This is a genomic window from Mycolicibacterium doricum (genome assembly GCF_010728155.1).
Classification (GTDB): domain Bacteria; phylum Actinomycetota; class Actinomycetes; order Mycobacteriales; family Mycobacteriaceae; genus Mycobacterium; species Mycobacterium doricum.
Genome location: NZ_AP022605.1, coordinates 1,667,066 through 1,688,203 on the forward strand (window position 1 = coordinate 1,667,066; position 21,138 = coordinate 1,688,203).

The 21,138-nt window shown below is 68.0% G+C and carries 18 protein-coding genes; 7 read left to right on the top strand and 11 right to left on the bottom strand.

Annotated features, from left to right (window positions below):
- Positions 1–25: 25 nt before the first annotated feature.
- The 5 genes from G6N07_RS08340 to ppc all read left to right on the top strand — a co-directional run bounded on the left by G6N07_RS08340 (position 26) and on the right by ppc (position 5,437).
- Positions 26–1,252, top strand: a complete 1,227-nt coding sequence (locus G6N07_RS08340) for a phosphoglycerate kinase (RefSeq protein ID WP_085191492.1) — start codon at positions 26–28, stop codon at positions 1,250–1,252.
- 3 nt (positions 1,253–1,255) lie between these two features.
- Positions 1,256–2,041 carry a triose-phosphate isomerase gene (gene tpiA, locus G6N07_RS08345; RefSeq protein WP_085191494.1) on the top strand — a complete coding sequence of 262 codons (786 nt, stop codon included), beginning with the start codon at positions 1,256–1,258 and terminating at the stop codon, positions 2,039–2,041.
- 31 nt (positions 2,042–2,072) lie between these two features.
- Positions 2,073–2,306 (top strand): preprotein translocase subunit SecG, encoded by a 234-nt coding sequence (gene secG / locus G6N07_RS08350; RefSeq protein ID WP_011559804.1) that lies wholly within the window; start codon positions 2,073–2,075, stop codon positions 2,304–2,306.
- A 58-nt stretch (positions 2,307–2,364) separates the two neighbouring features.
- Positions 2,365–2,559 (top strand): hypothetical protein, encoded by a 195-nt coding sequence (locus tag G6N07_RS08355; RefSeq protein ID WP_085191496.1) that lies wholly within the window; start codon positions 2,365–2,367, stop codon positions 2,557–2,559.
- A 73-nt stretch (positions 2,560–2,632) separates the two neighbouring features.
- Positions 2,633–5,437, top strand: coding sequence for a phosphoenolpyruvate carboxylase (ppc, locus tag G6N07_RS08360; RefSeq protein WP_085191498.1), 2,805 nt, complete (start codon positions 2,633–2,635; stop codon positions 5,435–5,437).
- A gap of 854 nt (positions 5,438–6,291) precedes the next feature.
- Here the strand turns inward: ppc and G6N07_RS08365 are convergent.
- Positions 6,292–6,663: an ATPase gene (locus tag G6N07_RS08365; RefSeq protein ID WP_085191643.1), complete on the bottom strand. Its 372-nt coding sequence runs from the start codon at positions 6,661–6,663 to the stop codon at positions 6,292–6,294.
- A 56-nt stretch (positions 6,664–6,719) separates the two neighbouring features.
- Here G6N07_RS08365 and G6N07_RS20705 point away from each other — a divergent pair, with 56 nt between their 5' ends.
- Positions 6,720–6,842 (top strand): hypothetical protein, encoded by a 123-nt coding sequence (locus G6N07_RS20705; RefSeq protein ID WP_263858033.1) that lies wholly within the window; start codon positions 6,720–6,722, stop codon positions 6,840–6,842.
- Positions 6,843–6,846: 4 nt separating this feature from the next.
- Here the strand turns inward: G6N07_RS20705 and pgl are convergent, their stop codons facing one another.
- From pgl to tkt, 5 genes are all read right to left on the bottom strand, one after another.
- Positions 6,847–7,584 carry a 6-phosphogluconolactonase gene (gene pgl / locus G6N07_RS08370; RefSeq protein WP_085191500.1) on the bottom strand — a complete coding sequence of 246 codons (738 nt, stop codon included), beginning with the start codon at positions 7,582–7,584 and terminating at the stop codon, positions 6,847–6,849.
- Complete coding sequence (gene opcA / locus G6N07_RS08375; RefSeq protein WP_085191645.1) at positions 7,581–8,492, bottom strand: glucose-6-phosphate dehydrogenase assembly protein OpcA; 912 nt, start codon at positions 8,490–8,492, stop codon at positions 7,581–7,583. Before opcA ends, pgl begins: the two co-directional genes overlap by 4 nt.
- Positions 8,493–8,622: 130 nt before the next feature.
- Positions 8,623–10,167: a glucose-6-phosphate dehydrogenase gene (zwf, locus tag G6N07_RS08380; protein WP_085191502.1), complete on the bottom strand. Its 1,545-nt coding sequence runs from the start codon at positions 10,165–10,167 to the stop codon at positions 8,623–8,625.
- 8 nt (positions 10,168–10,175) lie between these two features.
- Positions 10,176–11,294, bottom strand: coding sequence for a transaldolase (tal, locus tag G6N07_RS08385; RefSeq protein WP_085191504.1), 1,119 nt, complete (start codon positions 11,292–11,294; stop codon positions 10,176–10,178).
- Between the two features lie 28 nt (positions 11,295–11,322).
- Positions 11,323–13,413, bottom strand: a complete 2,091-nt coding sequence (gene tkt / locus G6N07_RS08390) for a transketolase (protein ID WP_085191506.1) — start codon at positions 13,411–13,413, stop codon at positions 11,323–11,325.
- 321 nt (positions 13,414–13,734) lie between these two features.
- Here tkt and G6N07_RS08395 point away from each other — a divergent pair, with 321 nt between their 5' ends.
- On the top strand, positions 13,735–14,664 hold the full coding sequence (locus G6N07_RS08395; protein ID WP_085191508.1) for a heme o synthase: 930 nt from the start codon (positions 13,735–13,737) through the stop codon (positions 14,662–14,664).
- A gap of 10 nt (positions 14,665–14,674) precedes the next feature.
- Here G6N07_RS08395 and G6N07_RS08400 read toward each other — a convergent pair whose 3' ends face one another.
- The 5 genes from G6N07_RS08400 to mptB all read right to left on the bottom strand — a co-directional run bounded on the left by G6N07_RS08400 (position 14,675) and on the right by mptB (position 21,091).
- The gene (locus tag G6N07_RS08400) at positions 14,675–15,649 is read right to left on the bottom strand and encodes a quinone oxidoreductase family protein (protein WP_085191647.1); all 975 of its coding nucleotides are present in this window, start codon (positions 15,647–15,649) and stop codon (positions 14,675–14,677) included.
- Positions 15,650–16,495: 846 nt separating this feature from the next.
- Positions 16,496–17,524 carry a COX15/CtaA family protein gene (locus tag G6N07_RS08405; protein ID WP_085191510.1) on the bottom strand — a complete coding sequence of 343 codons (1,029 nt, stop codon included), beginning with the start codon at positions 17,522–17,524 and terminating at the stop codon, positions 16,496–16,498.
- A 101-nt stretch (positions 17,525–17,625) separates the two neighbouring features.
- Complete coding sequence (locus G6N07_RS08410; protein WP_085191512.1) at positions 17,626–18,402, bottom strand: ABC transporter permease; 777 nt, start codon at positions 18,400–18,402, stop codon at positions 17,626–17,628.
- Positions 18,399–19,364 carry an ABC transporter ATP-binding protein gene (locus G6N07_RS08415; protein ID WP_085191514.1) on the bottom strand — a complete coding sequence of 322 codons (966 nt, stop codon included), beginning with the start codon at positions 19,362–19,364 and terminating at the stop codon, positions 18,399–18,401. The genes G6N07_RS08410 and G6N07_RS08415 overlap by 4 nt, the downstream gene beginning before the upstream one ends.
- Entirely contained in the window at positions 19,361–21,091 is a 1,731-nt protein-coding gene (gene mptB, locus G6N07_RS08420) for a polyprenol phosphomannose-dependent alpha 1,6 mannosyltransferase MptB (protein WP_235849800.1), read from the bottom strand. Before mptB ends, G6N07_RS08415 begins: the two co-directional genes overlap by 4 nt.
- Positions 21,092–21,138: the final 47 nt, after the last annotated feature.

The window sequence follows — 21,138 nt, forward strand, 5'->3', positions numbered from 1 at the left end:
AGCGACGGGGAGAAGATCTAGACACATGGCCGTCAAGACCCTCGAAGATCTGCTCAACGACGGCGTCGAAGGTCGGGGCGTGCTGGTGCGCTCCGACCTCAACGTCCCCCTGGACGACAACGGCGCCATCACCGATCCCGGCCGCATCATCGCCTCTGTGCCGACGCTGAAAGCCCTCGCCGAGGCGGGCGCGAAGGTGATTGTCACCGCCCACCTCGGGCGGCCGAAGGGCGGACCGGACCCGAAGTACTCGCTCAAGCCGGTCGCCGCCGCGCTGGGCGACCACCTGGGCCGGCACGTGCAGTTGGCCGGCGACGTGGTGGGCACCGACGCGCTGGCCCGCGCCGAAGGTCTGACCGACGGTGACGTCCTGCTGCTGGAGAACATCCGCTTCGACCCGCGAGAGACCAGCAAGGACGACGACGAACGTGGGGCGCTGGCCAAGGCGCTGGTCGAACTCGTCGGTGGCCCGGACGGTTCGGGGGGTGCTTTCGTCTCCGACGGTTTCGGCGTGCTGCACCGCAAGCAGGCCTCGGTGTACGACGTCGCCACACTGCTTCCGCACTACGCGGGCACACTGGTGGCCGCCGAGGTCAAGGTGCTCGAACAGCTCACCACCTCCACCGACCGCCCGTATGCGGTGGTGCTCGGTGGCTCCAAGGTCTCCGACAAGCTGGCAGTGATCGAATCGCTGGCCAAGAAGGCCGACAGCCTCGTGATCGGCGGCGGAATGTGCTTCACCTTCCTTGCCTCTCAAGGGGTTCCGGTCGGTAAGTCACTCGTGCAGCCGGAGATGGTCGACACCTGCCGCGAACTTCTCGACACCTATGCCGACGTAATTCACCTGCCCGTCGACATCGTCGTGGCGCCGGCGTTCTCCGCCGACGCAGAGCCGGAAACGGTGGCGAGCGACCGCATTCCGGAAGACAAGATGGGCCTCGACATCGGCCCGGAGTCGGTGAAGCGGTTCACCACCCTGCTGTCGAACGCCAAGACGGTGTTCTGGAACGGTCCGATGGGAGTGTTCGAGTTCCCTGCGTTCGCCGCCGGAACCAAGGGCGTCGCCGAGGCGATCATCGGTGCGACCGGCAAGGGGGCCTTCAGCGTCGTCGGTGGCGGCGACAGCGCCGCGGCGGTGCGCCAATTGGGCTTGGCCGAGGACGGCTTCTCCCACATCTCCACCGGCGGCGGCGCATCGCTGGAATACCTCGAGGGCAAGGAACTGCCCGGTATCCAAGTGCTGGAGTCCTAGAGCATGGCCCGTAAGCCGCTGATCGCCGGCAACTGGAAGATGAACCTCAACCACTTCGAGGCCATCGCGCTGGTGCAGAAGATCGCCTTCTCCCTGCCGGACAAGTACTTCGACAGGGTCGACGTGACCGTCATCCCGCCGTTCACCGATCTGCGCAGCGTGCAGACGCTCGTCGACGGTGACAAGCTGCGCCTGACCTACGGTGCGCAGGACCTCAGCCAGCACGACGTCGGTGCCTACACCGGGGAGATCAGCGGGGCGTTCCTGGCCAAGCTGGGCTGCACGTTCGCCGTCGTCGGCCACTCGGAGCGCCGTACCTACCACCGCGAGGACGACGCCCTGGTGGCCGCCAAGGCGTCCGCGGCCTTCCGGCACGGCATCACGCCCATCGTCTGCATCGGTGAGCACCTCGAGGTGCGTGAGGCTGGCAACCACGTTCAGCACAACGTCGAGCAGTTGCGTGGTTCGCTGGCGGGGCTCACCTCGGAGCAGGTCGGTCAGGCCGTCATCGCCTACGAACCCGTCTGGGCCATCGGCACCGGCCGGGTGGCCGGCGCCGCGGACGCACAGGAAGTCTGCAAGGCGATCCGCGACGAGCTGGGGAAGATCGCCTCACCGCAGCTGGCCGCCGGGATCCGGGTACTCTACGGCGGGTCGGTGAACGCCAAGAATGTCGGTGAGATCGTCGCCCAGGAGGATGTCGACGGCGCGCTGGTCGGTGGCGCCTCCCTCGACGGCGAGCAGTTCGCCACGCTGTCGGCCATCGCCGCAGGCGGGCCGCTGCCCTGACCACGGGCCCGGGGCCTGTAGGCTGTCCGCCATGGTTCTCGCACTGCAGATCACGCTGATCGTCACCAGCTTGCTGGTGGTGCTCCTGGTGCTGCTGCATCGTGCCAAGGGTGGCGGTCTGTCCACCCTGTTCGGTGGCGGCGTCCAGTCGAGCCTCTCGGGCTCCACGGTCGTCGAGAAGAACCTCGACCGGCTGACCCTGTTCGTCGTCGGCATTTGGGTGGTCTCGATCGTCGGCGTGGCGCTGCAGATCAAGTACAGCTGACCCCGTGGCACCGGTCCCATGCCGGTTGCCGGACGCTCGCCGTGGGTATCGAACCGTCATGGCTCGAGACGACAATCCCGATATCAGCGATGTGCCCGATATCAGCGATGTGATGGTGCCGACCGAAGAGGTGCACCCGGACCATCGTGAGCACGCCAAGGAACCGCGTCCCATCGACGACGACGAACTGGAACGCCGCGTGCAGCACGAGCGTGACATCACCGGCGCAGACAAGCCCGCCGACGGCGTCTAGTCCGGCCGGCACGTCGCCGTCCGGTGGACCCGCCCGCCATGCGGCGGGTCCGCCTGGCACCGATACTTAACGCATGGCTGACCTCCCAGACGCGCTCGGACCGATCGGCTCGGTGACCCGCACAGAAGTTGGCCGGGAAGCCACCGAGCCGATGCGCGAAGACATCCGACTGCTGGGCGCGATCCTCGGTGACACCGTCCGCGAACAGAACGGCGAGGACGTGTTCGACCTCGTCGAACGCGCCCGCGTCGAGTCCTTCCGGGTCCGCCGCTCCGAGATCGACCGCTCCGAACTCACCCGGATGTTCCACGGTATCGGTCCACCCGCCGCGATCCCCGTCATCCGGGCGTTCACGCACTTCGCGCTCCTGGCCAACGTGGCCGAGGACATCCACCGCGAGCGTCGCCGCGCCGTCCACGTGGCCGCGGGTGAGCCGCCGCAGAACAGCAGCCTCGCCGCGACCTACGCCAAACTCGATTCGGCGCAATTGGATCGGGATGAGGTGGCCACGGCGCTGACCGGTGCGCTGGTGTCGCCGGTCATCACGGCTCATCCCACCGAGACCCGCCGACGCACGGTGTTCGACACCCAGCACCGCATCACCGAGCTGATGCGGCTTCGGGCCCACGGCCACGACACCACCGACGACGACCGCGACATCGAACTGGAGTTGCGCAGGCACATCCTCACACTGTGGCAGACGGCACTGATCCGGTTGTCGCGCCTGAAGATCCAGGACGAGATCGAGACCGGGCTGCGCTATTACAAAGCCGCGTTCTTCGACGTCATCCCGCGCGTCAACGCCGAGGTCCGCACCGCGTTACAGGCCCGCTGGCCCGGTACCGATCTGCTGGCCGAACCGATCCTGCGGCCCGGCTCCTGGATCGGCGGCGACCGCGACGGCAACCCCAACGTCACCGCGGAGGTGGTGCGGCTGGCCACGTCTCGCGCCGCGTATACGGCGTTCGACCACTACTTCGCCGAACTGACCGCACTGCAGCAGGAGTTGTCGATGTCTTCGCGGCTGGTCCACGTGAGCGACGACCTCACCGCGCTGGCCGATGCGTGTTACGAGGCGGCGCGCGCCGACGAACCTTACCGCCGCGCGCTGCGCGTGATCCACGGCAGGCTCACCGCCACGGCCCGGGAGATCCTCGACAGCCAGCCCGAACACGAACTCGATCTCGGTCTGGACCGCTACGCCACGCCGGCCGAGCTGCTGTCCGACCTCGACGTAGTCGACGCCTCACTGCGGGACAACGGCAGTGCCGTACTCGCCGACGACCGGCTGCTGCGACTGCGAGAGGCGGTGCGAGTCTTCGGTTTCCACCTGTCCGGACTGGACATGCGGCAGAACTCCGACGTCCACGAGGAGGTCGTCGCCGAGCTGTTGGCCTGGGCGGGCGTGCACGGCGATTACGCATCCTTACCCGAGTCCGACCGCATCGAGCTGCTGGTCGGCGAGCTCGCCACCCGACGGCCCCTCACCTCCGAGAATACGGATCTCTCGGAACTGGCACGCAAAGAACTCGACATCGTGCGCGCCGCCGCGCGTGCGGTGCGGGTGTTCGGCCAGCAGGCGGTGCCCAACTACATCATCTCGATGTGCGAGTCGGTGTCCGACATGCTCGAGGCCGCCGTCCTGCTCAAAGAGGCGGGCCTGCTGGACGTCTCCGGTGACGAACCGTACGCACCGGTGGGCATCGTCCCGCTCTTCGAGACGATCGACGACCTGCAGCGCGGATCGTCGATCCTCGAGGCGGCGCTCGACCTTCCGCTGTATCGCGCCATGGTCACCGCGCGCGGCGACAGCCAGGAGGTCATGCTCGGGTACTCCGACTCCAACAAGGACGGCGGCTACCTCGCCGCCAACTGGGCGCTCTACCGCGCCGAACTCGACCTCGTCGAATCCGCCCGCAAGACCGGCATCCGGTTGCGGCTCTTCCACGGTCGTGGCGGGACCGTCGGCCGTGGCGGCGGACCGAGCTACGAGGCGATCCTGGCGCAACCTCCCGGTGCGGTGAACGGTTCGCTTCGGATCACCGAACAGGGGGAGGTGATCGCCGCCAAATACGCCGAACCGCGCATCGCCCACCGCAACCTCGAGACGCTGGTGGCCGCGACGCTGGAATCCACGCTGCTCGACGTCGAGGGCCTCGGTGGCGAGGCCGGACCGGCCTACCAGGTGCTCGACGACCTGGCGGCGCGCGCACAGCGTGCGTACGCCGAACTCGTCCACGAGACACCGGGTTTCGTCGACTACTTCAAGGCCTCCACACCGGTGAGCGAGATCGGTGCCCTCAACATCGGTAGCCGACCGGCCTCCCGCAAGCCGACGAACTCCATCTCCGACCTGCGGGCCATTCCGTGGGTGCTGTCCTGGAGCCAGTCACGGGTCATGCTGCCCGGCTGGTACGGCACCGGAAGCGCGTTCGAGCAGTACATCGTCGAAGGGAAAGCCGACGGGCAGGACCGGTTGGAGGTGCTGCAGGATCTCTACCGGCGCTGGCCGTTTTTCCGGACCGTGTTGTCCAACATGGCGCAGGTGTTGGCGAAGTCGGATCTCGGTCTGGCGGCGCGGTACTCGGAGCTGGTCGAAGATGAAGAACTGCGGCGCCGGGTCTTCGACAAGATCGCTGACGAACACGAGCGCACCATCCGGATGCACAAGCTGATCACCGGTCAGGAGGACCTGTTGGCCGACAATCCGGCATTGGCCCGGTCGGTGTTCAACCGGTTCCCCTACCTTGAACCGCTCAACCACCTGCAGGTCGAACTGCTGCGCCGGTACCGGTCGGGGGAGCACGACGAGTTGGTGCAGCGCGGCATCCTGCTGACGATGAGCGGGCTGGCGACGGCGCTTCGCAACAGCGGCTAAGAGCTGACCCGTAATTGACTGGCTGTTTTGAGGTTCCAGAGTTCGGCAACGATTTGCAGGCTGTGGTTGATGGCGTCGCGTCGTCGGCGGCATTGTCGAAGGATCTGCCAGTCCTTGAGTCGGGCTGGTGATTGACGTGGTGCCGCGGTAGCCGCCATCGCCGAGGATCTCATGTGCTCCGGTGAGCAGGTGTGTGATGGTTGCGCGGGCGACGATGATGTCGTTGCGGTTGCCCGGCCGGCACTGCCTGACCGCGACAATGCTGCACACGGGGATCGGGCTGGCGTCGATGATCTGAGGGTGAGCACTGGTGTCGGGGGCGGGGCGTAGCGCTTTGGCCAGCACCGGCATCGGCATCAGGTGGTGAATGATCCGATCCACGTGGATTGGCTGCTGGCGGATAAGACGGCCAGTGCGCGGGTGGTGAGGTTGGTGCGTAGAGGGATCAGCATCAGCAACACCCTGACCGGCAGCGGCAGGCTCCAGGGCCGCCCGGGGCGTGGGGGCAGCGTGTGCCGGGCCGCGGCGCAGACGGCGTGGACCTGGTGGCGGGTGAGGCCGGTCAGCGGCAGCAGGTTTCGCCATCGGTGTGGCAGGGCGGCGATGAGGTGGTGGTCGCATCGCGCCGCCGGGGCAGGTCGAAGGCCCCGAACTTCGAATACGACGGGCCGGTGGCGGTGATCCGCCTCGAGCTGGACGCCTCGGAGGAACCGATGCGCCAGCGGCTGGGACGGCAGTGGGAGGCGGTGTTTCGGCTGCGTCGAGCGCTGCAGCGCGACGCCGCGGATCGGTGCCGGGCGTATTGGGCCACCCACCGCGAACGCGCGGCCGACCCGAAGGGCCTGCGCCAGCGGTTAGAGACCGGTGCTGCGGCGCACCGCGTTGAGCGCACCGCGCACCGCGTTCTCCGTTGCGGCCAACGGGCCGAGCACCGCCTCGCCCATGCCGACGAGGCGTTCGACTCGCGTGACGATGCCCTCCAAGCGGTCGACCACCGCGATGAGCCGCGGCGCCAGCGCGTTGATCTGGTTGATCGTGTCGTTGAACCGCTCGAGCGTCGCATCCAGGTTGGTCGTGGAACTGTTGAGGTCCTCAAGCGTGCCGCTGAGGCCTTCGAGGATGGTGTCGACCTGCTGGACCGTCATGTCCGCGTTGAGTGCCGCCTGTGCGAGCTTTCTGATGCGCTCGGTGCCCGTACGGGTGTTGCGACCGCCTCTGTCGACCATGACCGCCATTATGACAGCTCCGGGAACCGCCGACCCGGTCCGGACGTCTCAATTGCGTGCAGTCACGCGAATGCGAGAACGCCCCGAGACCGTCGGTCAGCGGCGATGCGCTCCGCCGCATCTCCGATTATGCCGCCGGTTACGCCGACGCCCAGGCAGAGCGGGTCGGCGACGAGTAGCGGGTCAGAGCTGCGACGCGGCCGCCTCGTCGAGGAACCACACCGTCGCCTCGCGTCCGACCGCACCCGCCGCGGGACAGTCGTCGGGGTCGGCGCCGCCCACTGCAGCTGCCACCGCCGCCGCCTTGCCGTCACCCGACACCACCAGCCAGACCGCACGGGATCGCCGAACTGCGGGCAGTGTCAACGTGATTCGCTGTGGCGGCGGTTTGGGGCAGTCCGGCACGCCGACCACCATATGGGCCGTCTCGCGCACCGCCGGGGTGTGGGGGAACAGTGAGTTGACGTGTCCCTCCGGCCCCATCCCGAGCAGGTGCACGTCGAACACGGGCGTCGGTTCGTCGGGTTCGGCCTGCCCCGCCAGCACCTGCTCGTAGGCGACCGCGGCGGCGCCGAGGTCGTCACCGAACTCGCCGTCGGCCGCCGGCATCGCATGCACGTTGTTCGCCGGGATGTCGATGCGGTCCAGCAGCGCCTCATGCGCCTGCTTGTCGTTGCGCTCGTCGTCCCCCTCGGGCACGTACCGCTCATCGCCGTAGAAGACGTGCACCTTCGACCAGTCGATGCGGTCGTCATGGGTGCCCAGGCGAGCGAGCACCTCGATGCCGGTGCCGCCGCCGGTGAACACGACGTTCGCCCGCCCGCGCAGCGCGACGGCCGACACGATCTCGTCGGCGAGCCGGTCGGCGACAGCCGCGACCAGGGCATCGCTGTCCGGGTACCGGCGCACCGAAACGCTCATACGTACTGCACCTTGTCGATACCCTGCAGTGCCTCGAAGTAGATCTCGTCGGCATCCAGCCTGCGCATGTCCTCGGCCAGGCATTCGCGAGTTTCCCTGCGCGCCAACGGGATCAGAGCCTCCGGCTTGGCGGTTCGGGTGATCTTCGCGGTAATGCCGTCCTGAGGGCGACTCAGCGTGATGGTCTCGCTGTCTCGGACCAGTTCGACCTTGAGTTCGCCGACGGCGCGCTGCACCGGGCCGTCGATGCGACTGGCCAGCCAACCTGCCAGGACGTCCAGTGCGGGTTCGGTCCCCAGTCCGGACACCAGCGCCGAGCTGATCTTCTCGTGGGGCGGCTGATCCACCGCCGCGGTGAGCAACGCACGCCAGTAGGTGATCCGGCTCCACGCCAGGTCGGTGTCTCCGGGGGTGTAACCGGTCAACCGCCCCTTGATCGACGCCAGCGGATCGATCCCGTTGGTGGCATCGGTGATTCGCCTTATCGCCAACTTGCCCAACGGATCCTGCGCGGGGGTCCGTGGTGCGACGTCCGGCCACCAGGTCACCACGGGTGTGTCGGGCAGCAGGAACGGCATCACCACGCTGCTGGCGTGATGGGCGAGCGGCCCCGACAGGCGTAACACTACGACCTCGTTGGCGCCGGCATCGCTGCCGACCCGCAGTTGTGCGTCCAACCGGGCCTTCTCCGCGCGTCGATCGCCGGGGGCGACAACGATGACGCGACACGGGTGTTCGCGGCTGGCCGCGTTGGCCGCGTCGATGGACTCCTCGAGGAGGGACTCGGTGTCCGGTGCGATGACGAGGGTGAGGACGCGGCCCAGGGTGACCGCACCGCCCTCTTCGCGCAGCGCCTGGATCTTCTTGGCGATGGCGCCGGTGCCGGTATCGGGCAGATCGATGATCATCGGCGTTCTCGGTTCCTCGCGCGAGCGCTCGTCGGTGCGTGTCGGTTCCTCGCGCGAGCGCTCGTCGGTGTGCGTCGGTTCCTCGCGCGAGCGCTCGTCGGTGTGCGTCGGTTCCTCGCGCGAGCGCTCGTCACGGCCGCCTCCACTCTCTGCCGGTCCGCCGCAGCATCTCGAACGCAGAATCGGGCCCCCAACCGCCGGACTCATAGGGGTCGGGCTTGCCGTGGGACCCCCAGTAGTCCAGCGCCGGATCCAGGATCTTCCAGGACAGTTCGACTTCTTCGTTCACCGGGAACAACGACGGTTCGCCCAGCAGGACGTCGAGGATCAGCCGTTCGTAGGCCTCGGGCGACTCCTCGGCGAAGGCGGATCCGTAGGAGAAGTCCATGCTGACGTCGCGGACCTCCATCTGGTTGCCCGGGACCTTCGATCCGAACCGCAGCGTGATGCCCTCGTCGGGTTGCACGCGGATCACCAACGCGTTCTGTCCGAGCTCCTCGGTCATGGTGGCGTCGAACGGCAGATGCGGCGCCCTCTTGAAGATCAGCGCGATCTCAGTGACCCGGCGGCCCAGGCGTTTTCCCGTCCGCAGGTAGAACGGCACCCCGGCCCATCGGCGGGTGTCGACGTCCACGGTGATCGCCGCGAACGTCTCGGTGGTGGACGTCTGCGAGAAGCCCTCCTCCTCCAGGAGCCCGACGACCCGCTCGCCGCCCTGCCATCCCGCCGTGTACTGGCCGCGTGAGGTTGTCTGGTCAAGCGGCTCGGCGAGCGTGCTGGCCGAGAGGACCTTGATCTTCTCGGCCTGCAACTCGTCGGGGGAGAAGCTCACGGGCTCCTCCATGGCGGTGAGGGCCAACAGTTGCAGCAGGTGGTTCTGGATGACGTCGCGGGCGGCGCCGACGCCGTCGTAATAGCCGCCGCGCCCGCCGAGTCCGATGTCCTCGGCCATCGTGATCTGCACGCTGTCCACGTAGTGCGAATTCCACACCGGCTCGAAGAGCTCGTTGGCGAACCGCAACGCGAGGATGTTTTGGACGGTCTCCTTACCCAGGTAGTGATCGATCCTGAAGACCGACGACTCTGGGAAAACGTTGTTGACGATGGCGTTGAGTTCTTCGGCGCTCTTGAGGTCTTGACCGAACGGCTTCTCGATGACCACGCGGCTCCAGTAGCCTTCGGCCTTCTTGGCCAGACCCGTACTCGACAGCTGTTCGAGCACCTGGGGGAACGCTTTCGGCGGGATGGACAGGTAGAAGGCATGGTTGCCGCCGGTCCCGCGTTCCGCGTCGAGCTTGTTGAGCGTCTCCGCGAGCTGCTCGAACGCCTTCTCGTCGTCGAACGTGCCCTGGACGAACCGGATCCCCTCCGAGAGCCTGTCCCACACCTCCTGGCGGAAGGGGGTGCGGGCGTGCTGCTTGACCGCGTCGCGGACGACCTGGGAGAAGTCCTCGTCGGCCCAGTCGCGCCGGGCGAACCCGACGAGGGCAAACGTCGGCGGCAGCAGACCCCGGTTGGCGAGGTCGTAGATCGCCGGCATCAGCTTCTTGCGTGCCAGGTCGCCGGTCACTCCGAAGATGACCACACTGCACGGCCCCGCGATTCGGGGCATCCGCTTGTCGCGCTTGTCCCGCAGCGGATTGCGCCATCCGGTTGCGGCCTCAGCTGCACCCATAGATCGGCTCAGGACTTCTTCTCGTCGAGCTGGCCCTGCGTGGCTTCGAGCAACTCCTGCCACGACTTCTCGAACTTCTCGACGCCTTCCTGTTCGAGAGCGATGAACACGTCTCGTAGGTCGATGCCGACGGCGTCGAGTTCGTCGAACACCGCCTGTGATTCGGCTGCCTTACCGGTCACGGTGTCACCGGTGATCACGCCGTGGTCAGCAACGGCCTCCAGCGTCTTCTCCGGCATCGTGTTCACCGTGTTGGGGGCGACGAGTTCGGTGACGTACAGAGTGTCGGAGTAGTCCGGATTCTTCACCCCGGTCGACGCCCACAGCGGCCGCTGGACGCGGGCGCCGGCGGCCTTGAGTTCGCCGAACCGCGACCCGCCGACGAAGACCTCCTCGTAGGCCGCGTAGGCCAGCCTGGCATTGGCCACCCCGGCCTGACCGCGCAGTGCCAGCGCCTCTTCGGAGCCGATCTTCTCCAGGCGCTTGTCGATCTCGGTGTCGACGCGCGAGACGAAGAACGAGGCGACGGAGTGGATCGTGGACAGCTCGTGGCCGGCTTCCTTCGCCTTCTCCAGACCCTCCAGGTAGGCGTCCATCACCGCGCGGTGACGTTCGACGGAGAAGATCAGCGTCACGTTGACCGAGATGCCCTCGGCGATCACCGCGGTGATGGCCGGCACACCCGCCTCGGTGGCCGGGATCTTGATCAGCAGATTCGGCCGGTCGACGATTTTCCACAGCTCGATGGCTTGCAGGATCGTCTTGTCGGTGTCGTGCGCCAGCCGCGGGTCCACCTCGATGGACACCCGACCGTCGACGCCGCCGGACAGCTCGTACTGCTTGGCCAGCACGTCGCACGCGGTGCGCACGTCGTCGGTGGTCACGGTGCGGATGGTGGCGTCGACGTCTGCGCCCCGCTCCGCGAGTTCCTTCACCTGCGCGTCGTAGGCATCACCCTTGGACAGGGCGGCCTGGAAGATCGAGGGGTTGGTGGTGACCCCCACGACGCTGCGGGTATCGATGAGCTGCTGCAGATTGCCGGTCTGCAACCGCTCACGTGACAGATCGTCGAGCCATACGGACACTCCCGCGGCCGACAGTGCGGCGGTGTTGGCGTTCTGGGTCATGGTATTGCCTTTCAGCGGTGCTGGGTGGTCAGTTGGCGATCGATCGCTCCGCAGCGGCGGTCACGGCCTCGGCGGTGAAGCCGAACTCACGGAACAACGTCTTGGCGTCGGCGGATTCCCCGTAGTGCTCGATGGAGACGATCTCACCGGTGTCGCCGACGAGCTTGTACCAGCTCTGGGCGACGGCGGCCTCCACGGCGACGCGCGCGGAGACGTTGGGCGGCAGCACGCTGTCGCGGTATTCCTTCGGCTGCGATTCGAACCACTCCACGCACGGCATGGACACGACCGCAGCCGTTATGTCCTTGTCGGCGAGGCGCTTCTTGGCCTCCACCGCCAGCTGGAGCTCCGATCCGGTCGCGATGATGATGACGTCGGCTCCGCCGGCATCATCGCCGCCGAGGACGTACCCACCGCGCGCGACCCCGTCGGAGTCGGTGCCCTCCAGGACCGGGATCCCTTGCCGGGTCAGGATGAACCCGACCGGCCCGCTGCCGTTCCCGCGGGCCACGATGCTGCGCCACGCATAGGCCGTCTCGTTCGGGTCACCGGGCCGGACCACCGAGAGGTTCGGGATCGCACGCAGCGCGGCGAGGTGCTCGATCGGCTGATGGGTCGGCCCGTCCTCACCGAGACCGATCGAATCATGGGTCCAGATGTAGATGGTGTCGATGTCCATCAGCGACGCGAGCCGCACCGCCGGCCGCATGTAGTCGGAGAACTGCAGGAACGTGCCGCCGAAGGCGCGGGTCGGCCCGTGCAGCACGATGCCCGACAGGATCGCACCCATCGCGTGCTCGCGCACACCGAAGTGCAGCACCCGACCGTACCAGTCGGCGGTGAAGTCGTCGGTCGAGATCGACGGAGGCCCGAACGACTTCACCCCCTTGATCGTGGTGTTGTTGCTGCCCGCGAGGTCGGCCGAACCGCCCCACAGCTCCGGCAACTTGGGGGCGACGTCGTTGAGCACCTGGCCGAACGCGGCACGAGTCGCCACCGCCTTGCTGCCCGGTTCCCAGTACGTCAGGTCGGCGTCCCACGCTTCGGGCAGTTCCTGGGCCAGCAGCCGGTCGAGGAGCTTTTTGCGCTCGGGTTCGCGTTCGGCCCACGCGTCGAACTCCGGCTGCCACTTCTCATGGGCTTCGCGGCCCCGGTCGACGAGCTTGCGGGTGTGTTCGATGACCTCGTCGCGCACCTCGAACGTCTTGTCCGGGTCGAAGCCGAGGATCTTCTTCACCGCCGCGACCTCGTCCTCGCCGAGGGCTGAGCCGTGCACGCCGCCGGTGTTCATCTTGTTCGGCGCCGGATAGCCGATGATCGTGCGCAGCGCGATGAACGACGGGCGGTCCGTCACTGCTTTGGCGGACTCGATCGCTTCTTCTATTCCGGTGACGTTCTCGCCGCCCTGGACCTCCTGGACGTGCCAGCCGTAGGCGCGGTAGCGGTCGGCGACGTTCTCCGACAGGGCGATGTTCGTATCGTGCTCGATGGAGATCTGGTTCTGGTCGTAGAAGACGATCAGGTTGTCGAGCTGCTGGGTGCCCGCCAGCGACGAGGCCTCGCTGGTCACGCCCTCCTCGATGTCGCCGTCGGAGACGATGACGTAGATGTGGTGGTCGAAAGGGCTGGTGCCGGGTGCGGCGTCCGGGTCGAACAGACCGCGTTCGTAGCGCGCCGCCATCGCCATGCCCACGGCGGAGGCGAGGCCCTGGCCGAGCGGGCCGGTCGTGATCTCCACGCCCTTGGTGTGGCGGAACTCGGGATGGCCCGGGGTCTTGGACTTGAAGGTCCGCAGCGACTGGATGTCCTCGAGTTCGAGGCCGAACCCACCGAGGTAGAGCTGGATGTAGAGGGTCAGGCTGGAGTGACCGCAGGACAGGATGAACCGGTCCCGGCCCAGCCAGTGCACATCGCTCGGATCGTGCCGCATGGTCCGCTGGAACAGTGTGTACGCCAGTGGCGCCAAACTCATCGCCGTGCCGGGGTGGCCGTTGCCGACCTTCTGGACCGCGTCCGCCGCCAGCACCCGGACGGTGTCGACCGCGGCGGAGTCCACCTCGGTCCAGTCGTCGGGATGGTGGGCTTCGGTCAGCGTCGCGATGTCGTCGACGGTGGTCACTGGCTCGCTCCTCGATGGCATGTTCGGTCAGCGGCCGCGCACAACCTTCGGGACCGCGCCTCCAACCCTAGTGCTCCGGGACGGACCGCCGCATGGTGCGGGCGGGGGATTTGCTTTCCCGTTACGGTGGTAACGCGGAATCGACCCTGCGGTCATACTCGGGGTCTCGGGAGGTCTACCATCGTCTGTAGTAGATGTTGCGCGGCGGCTGTGACCGATCACCAAGGACCGATCTCCAAGGACCAATCGCCAAGGACCAATCGCCAAGCGGAAGACCATCAACATCGCCACGACCACCGCCGACGATGAGGAGTTGACTGCGTGAGCATTCGCGAGCGCCACCTCAGCCATGGGGCGCCGTCTCGCATTCGCACCACGGTTTTGGCCTATCTGGCGCTGACGAAGCCACGCGTGATCGAGTTGTTGCTGGTCACCGCCATTCCGGCGATGTTGCTGGCCGATCGCGGCACGGTCGATCCGCTGCTGATTCTCAACACGCTCATCGGTGGGATGCTGGCTGCCGCCGGGGCGAACACGCTCAACTGTGTCGCCGACGCCGACATCGACAAGAAGATGAAGCGGACCGCCCGCCGGCCGCTCGCCCGCGACACCGTCTCCACCCGCAACGCGCTCGTCTTCGGTCTCACGTTGTCGGTCACCTCCTTTCTCTGGCTGTGGGGCACCAGCAACCTGCTGTCCGGCCTGCTGGCTGTCGCCACCATCGCGTTCTACGTCTTCGTCTACACGCTGCTGCTGAAGCGCCGCACCTCTCAGAACGTCGTGTGGGGCGGGGCGGCCGGCTGCATGCCGGTGATGATCGGCTGGTCGGCGGTCACCGGCACGATCCAGTGGCCCGCGCTGGTGATGTTCGCGGTCATCTTCTTCTGGACGCCGCCGCACACCTGGGCGCTGGCGATGCGCTACAAGGACGACTACAAAGCGGCCGGTGTGCCGATGCTTCCGGCGGTCGCCACCGAGCGTCAGGTCACCCGTCAGATCCTGATCTACACGTGGCTGACAGTGCTCACCACGCTGGTGCTGGCGCTGGCCACCGGCTGGCTGTACGCGGCGGCGGCAGCGCTGGCGGGTACTTGGTTCCTGGTCATGGCCCACCAGCTCTACAGCGCGGTCAAGCGCGGCGAGCCGGTCAAGCCGCTGCGGTTGTTCCTGCAGTCGAACAACTACCTGGCCGTCGTCTTCGCCGCCCTGGCGGTCGATTCGGTACTGGCGCTGCCGACACTGTTCGGCTGACCGCACCACCTTACGGAATCAGGACGACGGATCCCACGGTCTTGCGCCCCTGCAGATCGCGGTGCGCGCGTTCCGCATCGCGCAGCGGATAGTGTTCGCTGATGGTCACCGTGATCTGTCCCTTGGCGATTGCGTTGAGTACTTCACCTGCACGCCATGAGAATTCGTCAGGGGTACGGGTGTAGTGCACCAGGCTCGGCCGGGTCAGGTACACCGACCCCGACGAGTTGAGCCGCTGCGGGTCGACCGGCGGCACTGGTCCGCTTGCCCCGCCGAACAGGACGAGCGTGCCGCGTACGGCGAGGCTGGCCAGGCTGGCGTCGAAGGTCGCCGCACCCACGCCGTCGTAGACCGCAGCCACACCGTTGCCGCCGGTGAGGTCACGGACCCGGGCACCGAACTCCTGCGGATCGCCGGGGTAGTCGAGCACCTCGATCGCCCCGGCCTGGCGGGACAACTCGGCTTTCTGCGGTGTGGACACGGTGGTGATGACCTTGGTTGCGAGGCTGGTCGCCCACTGCGTGAGGATCAGCCCGACCCCGCCGGCTCCCGCGTGGACCAGCACCGTGTCGCCCTGCTGCACCGGATAGGTCGACTTGATCAGGTAATGGGCTGTCATCCCCTTCAACAGTGAGGAGGCGGCGACCGCGGGAGCCACCCCGTCGGGCACATAGGCGACGAAGTCCGCTGGCGCGACGGTGTATTCGGCATAGGCGCCGAGCGCCTTGTCGGTCACCACCCGGTCCCCGACCTGCAGGGCCGCGACATCGTCGCCGACGGCCTCGATGGTGCCGCAGACCTCGGTGCCGACGACGAACGGCACCTCCCGCCGATACAAGCCCGAGCGGAAGTAGGTGTCGATGAAATTGACGCCGATTGCCTCGGCCCTGATCAGCACCTGACCCGGACCGGGCGAGGGCGGTTCCTTCTCGACGGGGGTGAGGACCTCCGGACCGCCGGTTTCGGACACTTCGATCGCGTACATGCGGACCATCATCCACCGCTTAGCATGACCAACGTGAAGCTCGCGCGTCCCGACCTGTTCCATCCGAGGATCGTGCTGGCCTCCTGCCGCGCACTGCCCGAGGGCGACGGCGACGACGACGGGCTGCCCGAGGCGCTGCGCAGGCGCGGCTTGCACGCCCGCTGGCTGCCCTGGGACGACCTGGCGGTGCTGGAGGCCGACCTGGTGATCCTGCGGGCGACATGGGACCACATCGAGCGTGTCGACGAGTTCAGGGGCTGGGCGCGGCAGGTGCGCAATCTGCTCAACAGCCCCGACGTGGTCGTATGGAACACCGACAAGCGTTACCTCGTGGACCTGGAGCGCTGCGGAGTGCCCACGGTGCCGACCCGCTGCTTCGGCAGCCGCGAACGTGTCGTCGTCCCCGCCGGTGAGGTGGTGGTCAAGCCCGCGGTGGGCGGCGGCTCGGTCGGGGCGCAACGCTTCACCGACCCCGTCCCCGCCGTTGCGCATGCGGCGCAGCTTCAGGCCCAGGGCCGTGCAGTCCTGGTACAGCCGTACGACGCGAGGGTGCAGTACGGGGAGACAGCGCTGGTGTTCCTCGGCGGTGAGCAGTCGCATGCGTTCACCAAGGCCGCGATCCTGCCGTCGGAGGGGTCGCCCGAGTTCGACGAGTCCGGCACCTACGCACTGGAGACGCTGGCTCCTGCCGAACCTGACTTCGAGCTGTGGGACCTCGGGCACGCGGCGCTGCGGGCGGCTGCGGACATCCTCGGGATGGAGGTCGGCGAGTTGCTCTACGCGCGGGTCGACGTCATCGGTGATCACGCCGACGCCCGGATCCTCGAGGTGGAACTCGTCGATCCGTCACTGGGCTGGCGGCAACTCGACGCCGGCACGCGCGCGGACCGCCAGCGCGACTTCGCCGTCGCGGTCGAGGTCGCGCTCGAGCGTCTCGGTCTCGGTCCGCTGTCGCATCGACGCCCATAGCGCGGCCGTCGCCGCCGTACAGGCAGCCGCACCGGCCACGTGCACGGCGACGAGCGCGGCGGGCACGCCGGTGAGGAACTGCACGGCGCCAACCGTGCCCTGCGCGACGACGATCGCGACGAGCACGCTCAACCGGGTCAGCACATGCCTCGGCGCCCGCACCGCCAGCAGCGCGAACCCGAGCGCGACCAAAAGCGACAGGTACGCGACGAGCAGCGAGGAATGCAGGTGCACCAGCGTGGTGATCTCGACCTGCAGGCGGGGCACCGGTTGCTCGATGCTCTTGTCGCCGGCGTGTGGCCCGGCTCCGGTCACCAGGGTGCCGGTCACCAGGGTCGCCGACAGTGCCAGTGCGCTTACGCTCGTCAACTGGCGCAGCGGCGTCGGCACCGTGCGCATCCGCGTGCCGTCGTCCGGTTCACCGATCTTGACGAACAGCAGCACCGACAGCCACACCATGGCCATGGAGACCAGCAGATGGATCGCGACGGTCCACCACAGCAGCCCGGTCAGCACGGTGATCCCGCCGAGCACCGCCTGCGCCACCGTCGACGCGGGCATCAGCCACGCGTAGACGAGGACTTCCCGACGGCGCCGCGCGCGCGTGACGGCCAGTACCGCCGCGGCGGCGGTCAGCACGACGAGGAAGGTGATCAGGCGGTTGCCGAACTCCACGGCCTGGTGGATGCCCGGCACCTCGGCGTGCGGTATCGGGGTGAAACTGCCCGGGAAGCATTGCGGCCAGGTTGGGCAGCCGAGCCCCGACGCGGTGACACGGACGATTGCGCCGGTGACCGAGATCCCGCCCTGGGTGAGGATGACCGCGACGGCGATCGCACGCTGGACCCGCAGACTGGGCACCGGCAGCAGGTCGACCAACTGCAGGAAGAGTCGTCTGACGGGCACGAATCCGATGGTAGAGCAGTCCTAACTACGACTTGTAGTAGGCCCGCCTGATCACCGCGGGGAGCCGAACGGGACTGAGCACCCTGCTGCCGGCGCCGGTGTCAGGTGAAGCGGAACCAGCGCAGCGCGCATAGCGCCGCGACGCCGCCCCACGCCGCCAGCACGGCCAGACCCAGCCAGTCGACCGAGAATGTCATCGCCTGCGTCAGCGCTTCGGTGAGCGCACCCGACGGCGTCAGCCGCGCTGCCCATGCCAGCGCGCCGGGCACCGCCTGACCTTCCAGTGTCAGCGCGCCGAGGCCCGCGAACACGAACCACAGCAGGTTGGCGACCGCGAGCACGATCTCGGCGCGCAGCGTGCCGCCCAGCAGCAGGCCCAGCGCCGCGAATCCCGCGGTTCCCAGCGCGATGACCACCGCGCCGAGCAACAGCCCGACCACCTCGGGCCGCCAACCGAGCGCCATGCCGATGGCCCCCAGCAGGATCGACTGGAGGAAGACCACCGCGACCACCGCCAGCGACTTGCCCGTGATGATTCCCCACACCGGAAGTGCCGTCGCACCAAGCCTTTTCAGCGCACCGTAGCGGCGGTCGAAGGCCACGGCGATGGCCTGGCCGGTAAACGCGGTCGAGATCACCGCGAGCGCCATGATGGCTGGGACGAACGTGCCCGGGCGGTCGTCGCCGAACTCGCCGAGCGGCAACACGATCAGCCCGACGAGCAGGGTGATCGGGATGAACATCGTGAGCAGCAACTGTTCGCCGTTGCGCAGCAGCAACCGCAGTTCGAGGGCGAACTGGGCGGCCAGCATCTTGGGAACCGCGGCGGGCCGCGGATCGGGTGTGAAGGTGCCCGGCACGAACTGGTTGGTCGTCATTTCCGCAACTCCCGGCCGGTCAGGTCCAAGAACACGTCCTCGAGGCTGCGCTGCTCTACGCGCAGGTCGGTGGCCAGCACGTTGAGCCGCGCACACCAGGCCGTCACGGTGGCCAGCACCTGCGGGTCGACGTGACCTTCGACGAGGTATTCCCCAGGGGTTGTCTCGGTAGCCTGGTAGCTCTCCGGCAACGCGGTGATCAGCAGCGACAGATCCAGCTTGGGTGGCGCGCTGAACCGCAGCTGGTTCTCGGCGCCGCTGCGCATCAGCTCCGCGGGTGTGCCGGCGGCGACCGCGACACCGTGGTCGATGATCACCAGCCGGTCGGCCAGCTCCTGGGCCTCGGTCAGCTGGTGGGTGGTCAACACGACTGTGACACCGTCGCGGCGCAGCGCGTCGATCAACTCCCAGACCACGATCCGGGCGTGGGCGTCCATCCCGGCGGTCGGTTCGTCGAGGAAGACCAGTTCGGGCCGGCCGACGACGGCACACGCCAGCGCCAGCCGCTGCTGCTGGCCGCCCGACAACCTGCGGTAGGTGGTGCGTGCGGCGTCGGTGAGCCCGAGGGTGTCGAGCAGCCATCTCGGGTCGAGCGGGTCGGCGGCGTAGGCGGCGACGAGGTCGAGCATCTCGCCGGCTCGGGCCGCCGGATAACCGCCGCCGCCCTGCAACATGACCCCGATGCGCTCACGCACCCTGGTGTTGTGCGCCGCCGGGTCCATACCGAGGATCTCGATGGTGCCCGAATCAGGCCGCAGGAATCCTTCGCACATCTCGACGGTGGTCGTCTTGCCCGCGCCGTTGGGTCCCAGCAGGGCAAGCACCTCCGCGCGGTGCACGTCGAGATCGAGCCCGGCGACCGCCGTCGTCGACCCGTAGCGCTTGGTCACGCCGCGCAGCCGCACGGGCTGGGCGGCCGAGCGTTCGCCGGAGGAGCCGACGGCTTCGGATCCGGTGGTCACGGGGAGTCAGCGTATGCGCCCGGCGCCGCGGACCGCGGTTGCGGTGGTCCCGAATCCGATCCCGCGGGTGCCGAGGACGTCGACGCCAGGCCCGGCATCGCCGGCGGATCCCCTTCGGGCAACGGCTTCCAGGGGAGCCGGCGCCACGTCAGTGCCATCAACACCGCGACGACGACCGTGCTCGCCAATGTCGCCATCACGATCTGGAACAGCGCAAACCGGTCGCCGTTGGCCGTCGGGCCGAAGATGCCGACGATCAGCGTGACCGCGATCGCCGAGCCGCGGAAACCCGGGCGGGTAGCCCACGTAGCCAAGGGGATGATCGCCCACAGCAGATACCATGGCTGCACCACCGGGAAGAGCAGCACCGTCGCCCCCAGCGCCACGCCGAGGCCACCGACCGGGTGCAGCCGCCCCCGCAACACCGCCAGCAGCAGCCCGCTGACCAGCACCGCGATGATGCTCACGCCGATGGCGCGGGTGAGCCCGAGGATCGCGGTGGTGTGGTCGCCGAGTCCGAGCAGGATGCCGACCTGACCGGTGCCCAGCGCGATCAGTGTCGGCGGGGACATCCAGCTGCGTACGACGTTGGCGGTGCCTAGGGTGAACAACCAGCCGAAACCCAGCCCGCTGACCCAACCGATGAGCGCCATCACCGCGACCGCGACCGCGGTCAGCGATCCGCCGGCGATGAAGAACGCCTTCACGGTCCCGCCCCAGCGGCAGGCGAGCGCCATCGCGACGAAGCCGAGCGCGAGCAACGACGGCAGTTTGACCTGCGACGACATCGCTATCAGCACGGTCCCGGCGAGCAGTGTCGCCATCGGATACCAGCGCGCCCACTGCGCCCCTGTCGACGGCCAGTGCAACGGTCGGGGGACGAGTGGCCGGGCGGCGTCCACGCCGCGCAGGGCGAACTCGGTGCCCGCCAGCATCAGGCCGAGCATCAGTGCCTCGTTGTGGATGCCGGCGACGAGGTGCATGAACAACAGGGGATTGCACGGCCCCAGCCACAGCGCGCTGACCTCGGCGACGCCGCAGCGGCGGGCCAGCCGTGGGGTGGCCCACACGATCAGGCCGACGCCGAGGAGCACGACCAAGCGGTGGAAGAGCACGGCCCAGACGATGTTCTCGCCGGTGATCGCGGAGATGCTCTGCCCGATCCACAGGAACAGCGGACCGTAGGGCGCCGGTGTCTCCCGCCACAGGCTGGGCACCGACAGCGTGAAGACGTGGTCGAGACCCAGCCCGGTGGCGGGACCGACCTCGTACGGGTCGAGTCCCTGCAGCGAGATCTCGCTCTGCGCGAGGTATGAGTAGACATCTTTGCTGTACATCGGCGGGGCGATGAGCAGCGGGATCGCCCACAGCAGCAGGGTGCGGTCGGTTTGGCTGCGCGACATCCGCCTACTGCCGAGCGCGAAGCGGCCCAGCATCAGCCACGCGAGCGCCATCATCACCGCACCGGTCGTGGTCATGGTCAGGGACACCGTTTGGATGCGGGAGGGCAGGTTGAGCAGCCGGACCCCGAAGGTCGGGTCCTGAACGACGGGGCGGGCGCCGGCGCCCAACGCGCCGATCGCCATCAGCACGGTGCCCGTCGCCCCGAACAGCCGCGTCCGGCGCAGCGCGACCAGATCGGCCTCGGTGAGCGGTGAGCCGACTGTGCGCTCGTCGCCGTGCCAGCGGGCGATCACGGAGCTGAAGGACTGCAGCCGCCCGGCCATACGAGCCATTCGAGCAGAGTAGCCGCCGGGCGTACGGCCCCTCATGG

Bases quoted from the DNA above. Each gene is read 5' to 3' on its own strand.
- ppc (WP_085191498.1), top strand. From the start codon at position 2,633: ATGGCTGACCTCCCAGACGCGCTCGGACCGATCGGCTCGGTGACCCGC.
- opcA (WP_085191645.1), bottom strand. From the start codon at position 8,492: ATGATCATCGATCTGCCCGATACCGGCACCGGCGCCATCGCCAAGAAG.
- G6N07_RS08410 (WP_085191512.1), bottom strand. From the start codon at position 18,402: ATGACGACCAACCAGTTCGTGCCGGGCACCTTCACACCCGATCCGCGG.
- G6N07_RS08355 (WP_085191496.1), top strand. From the start codon at position 2,365: ATGGCTCGAGACGACAATCCCGATATCAGCGATGTGCCCGATATCAGC.
- mptB (WP_235849800.1), bottom strand. From the start codon at position 21,091: ATGGCCGGGCGGCTGCAGTCCTTCAGCTCCGTGATCGCCCGCTGGCAC.
- G6N07_RS08365 (WP_085191643.1), bottom strand. From the start codon at position 6,663: ATGGTCGACAGAGGCGGTCGCAACACCCGTACGGGCACCGAGCGCATC.
- secG (WP_011559804.1), top strand. From the start codon at position 2,073: ATGGTTCTCGCACTGCAGATCACGCTGATCGTCACCAGCTTGCTGGTG.
- zwf (WP_085191502.1), bottom strand. From the start codon at position 10,167: ATGGGTGCAGCTGAGGCCGCAACCGGATGGCGCAATCCGCTGCGGGAC.
- G6N07_RS08400 (WP_085191647.1), bottom strand. From the start codon at position 15,649: ATGTACGCGATCGAAGTGTCCGAAACCGGCGGTCCGGAGGTCCTCACC.
- G6N07_RS08340 (WP_085191492.1), top strand. From the start codon at position 26: ATGGCCGTCAAGACCCTCGAAGATCTGCTCAACGACGGCGTCGAAGGT.
- pgl (WP_085191500.1), bottom strand. From the start codon at position 7,584: ATGAGCGTTTCGGTGCGCCGGTACCCGGACAGCGATGCCCTGGTCGCG.
- tpiA (WP_085191494.1), top strand. From the start codon at position 1,256: ATGGCCCGTAAGCCGCTGATCGCCGGCAACTGGAAGATGAACCTCAAC.
- tal (WP_085191504.1), bottom strand. From the start codon at position 11,294: ATGACCCAGAACGCCAACACCGCCGCACTGTCGGCCGCGGGAGTGTCC.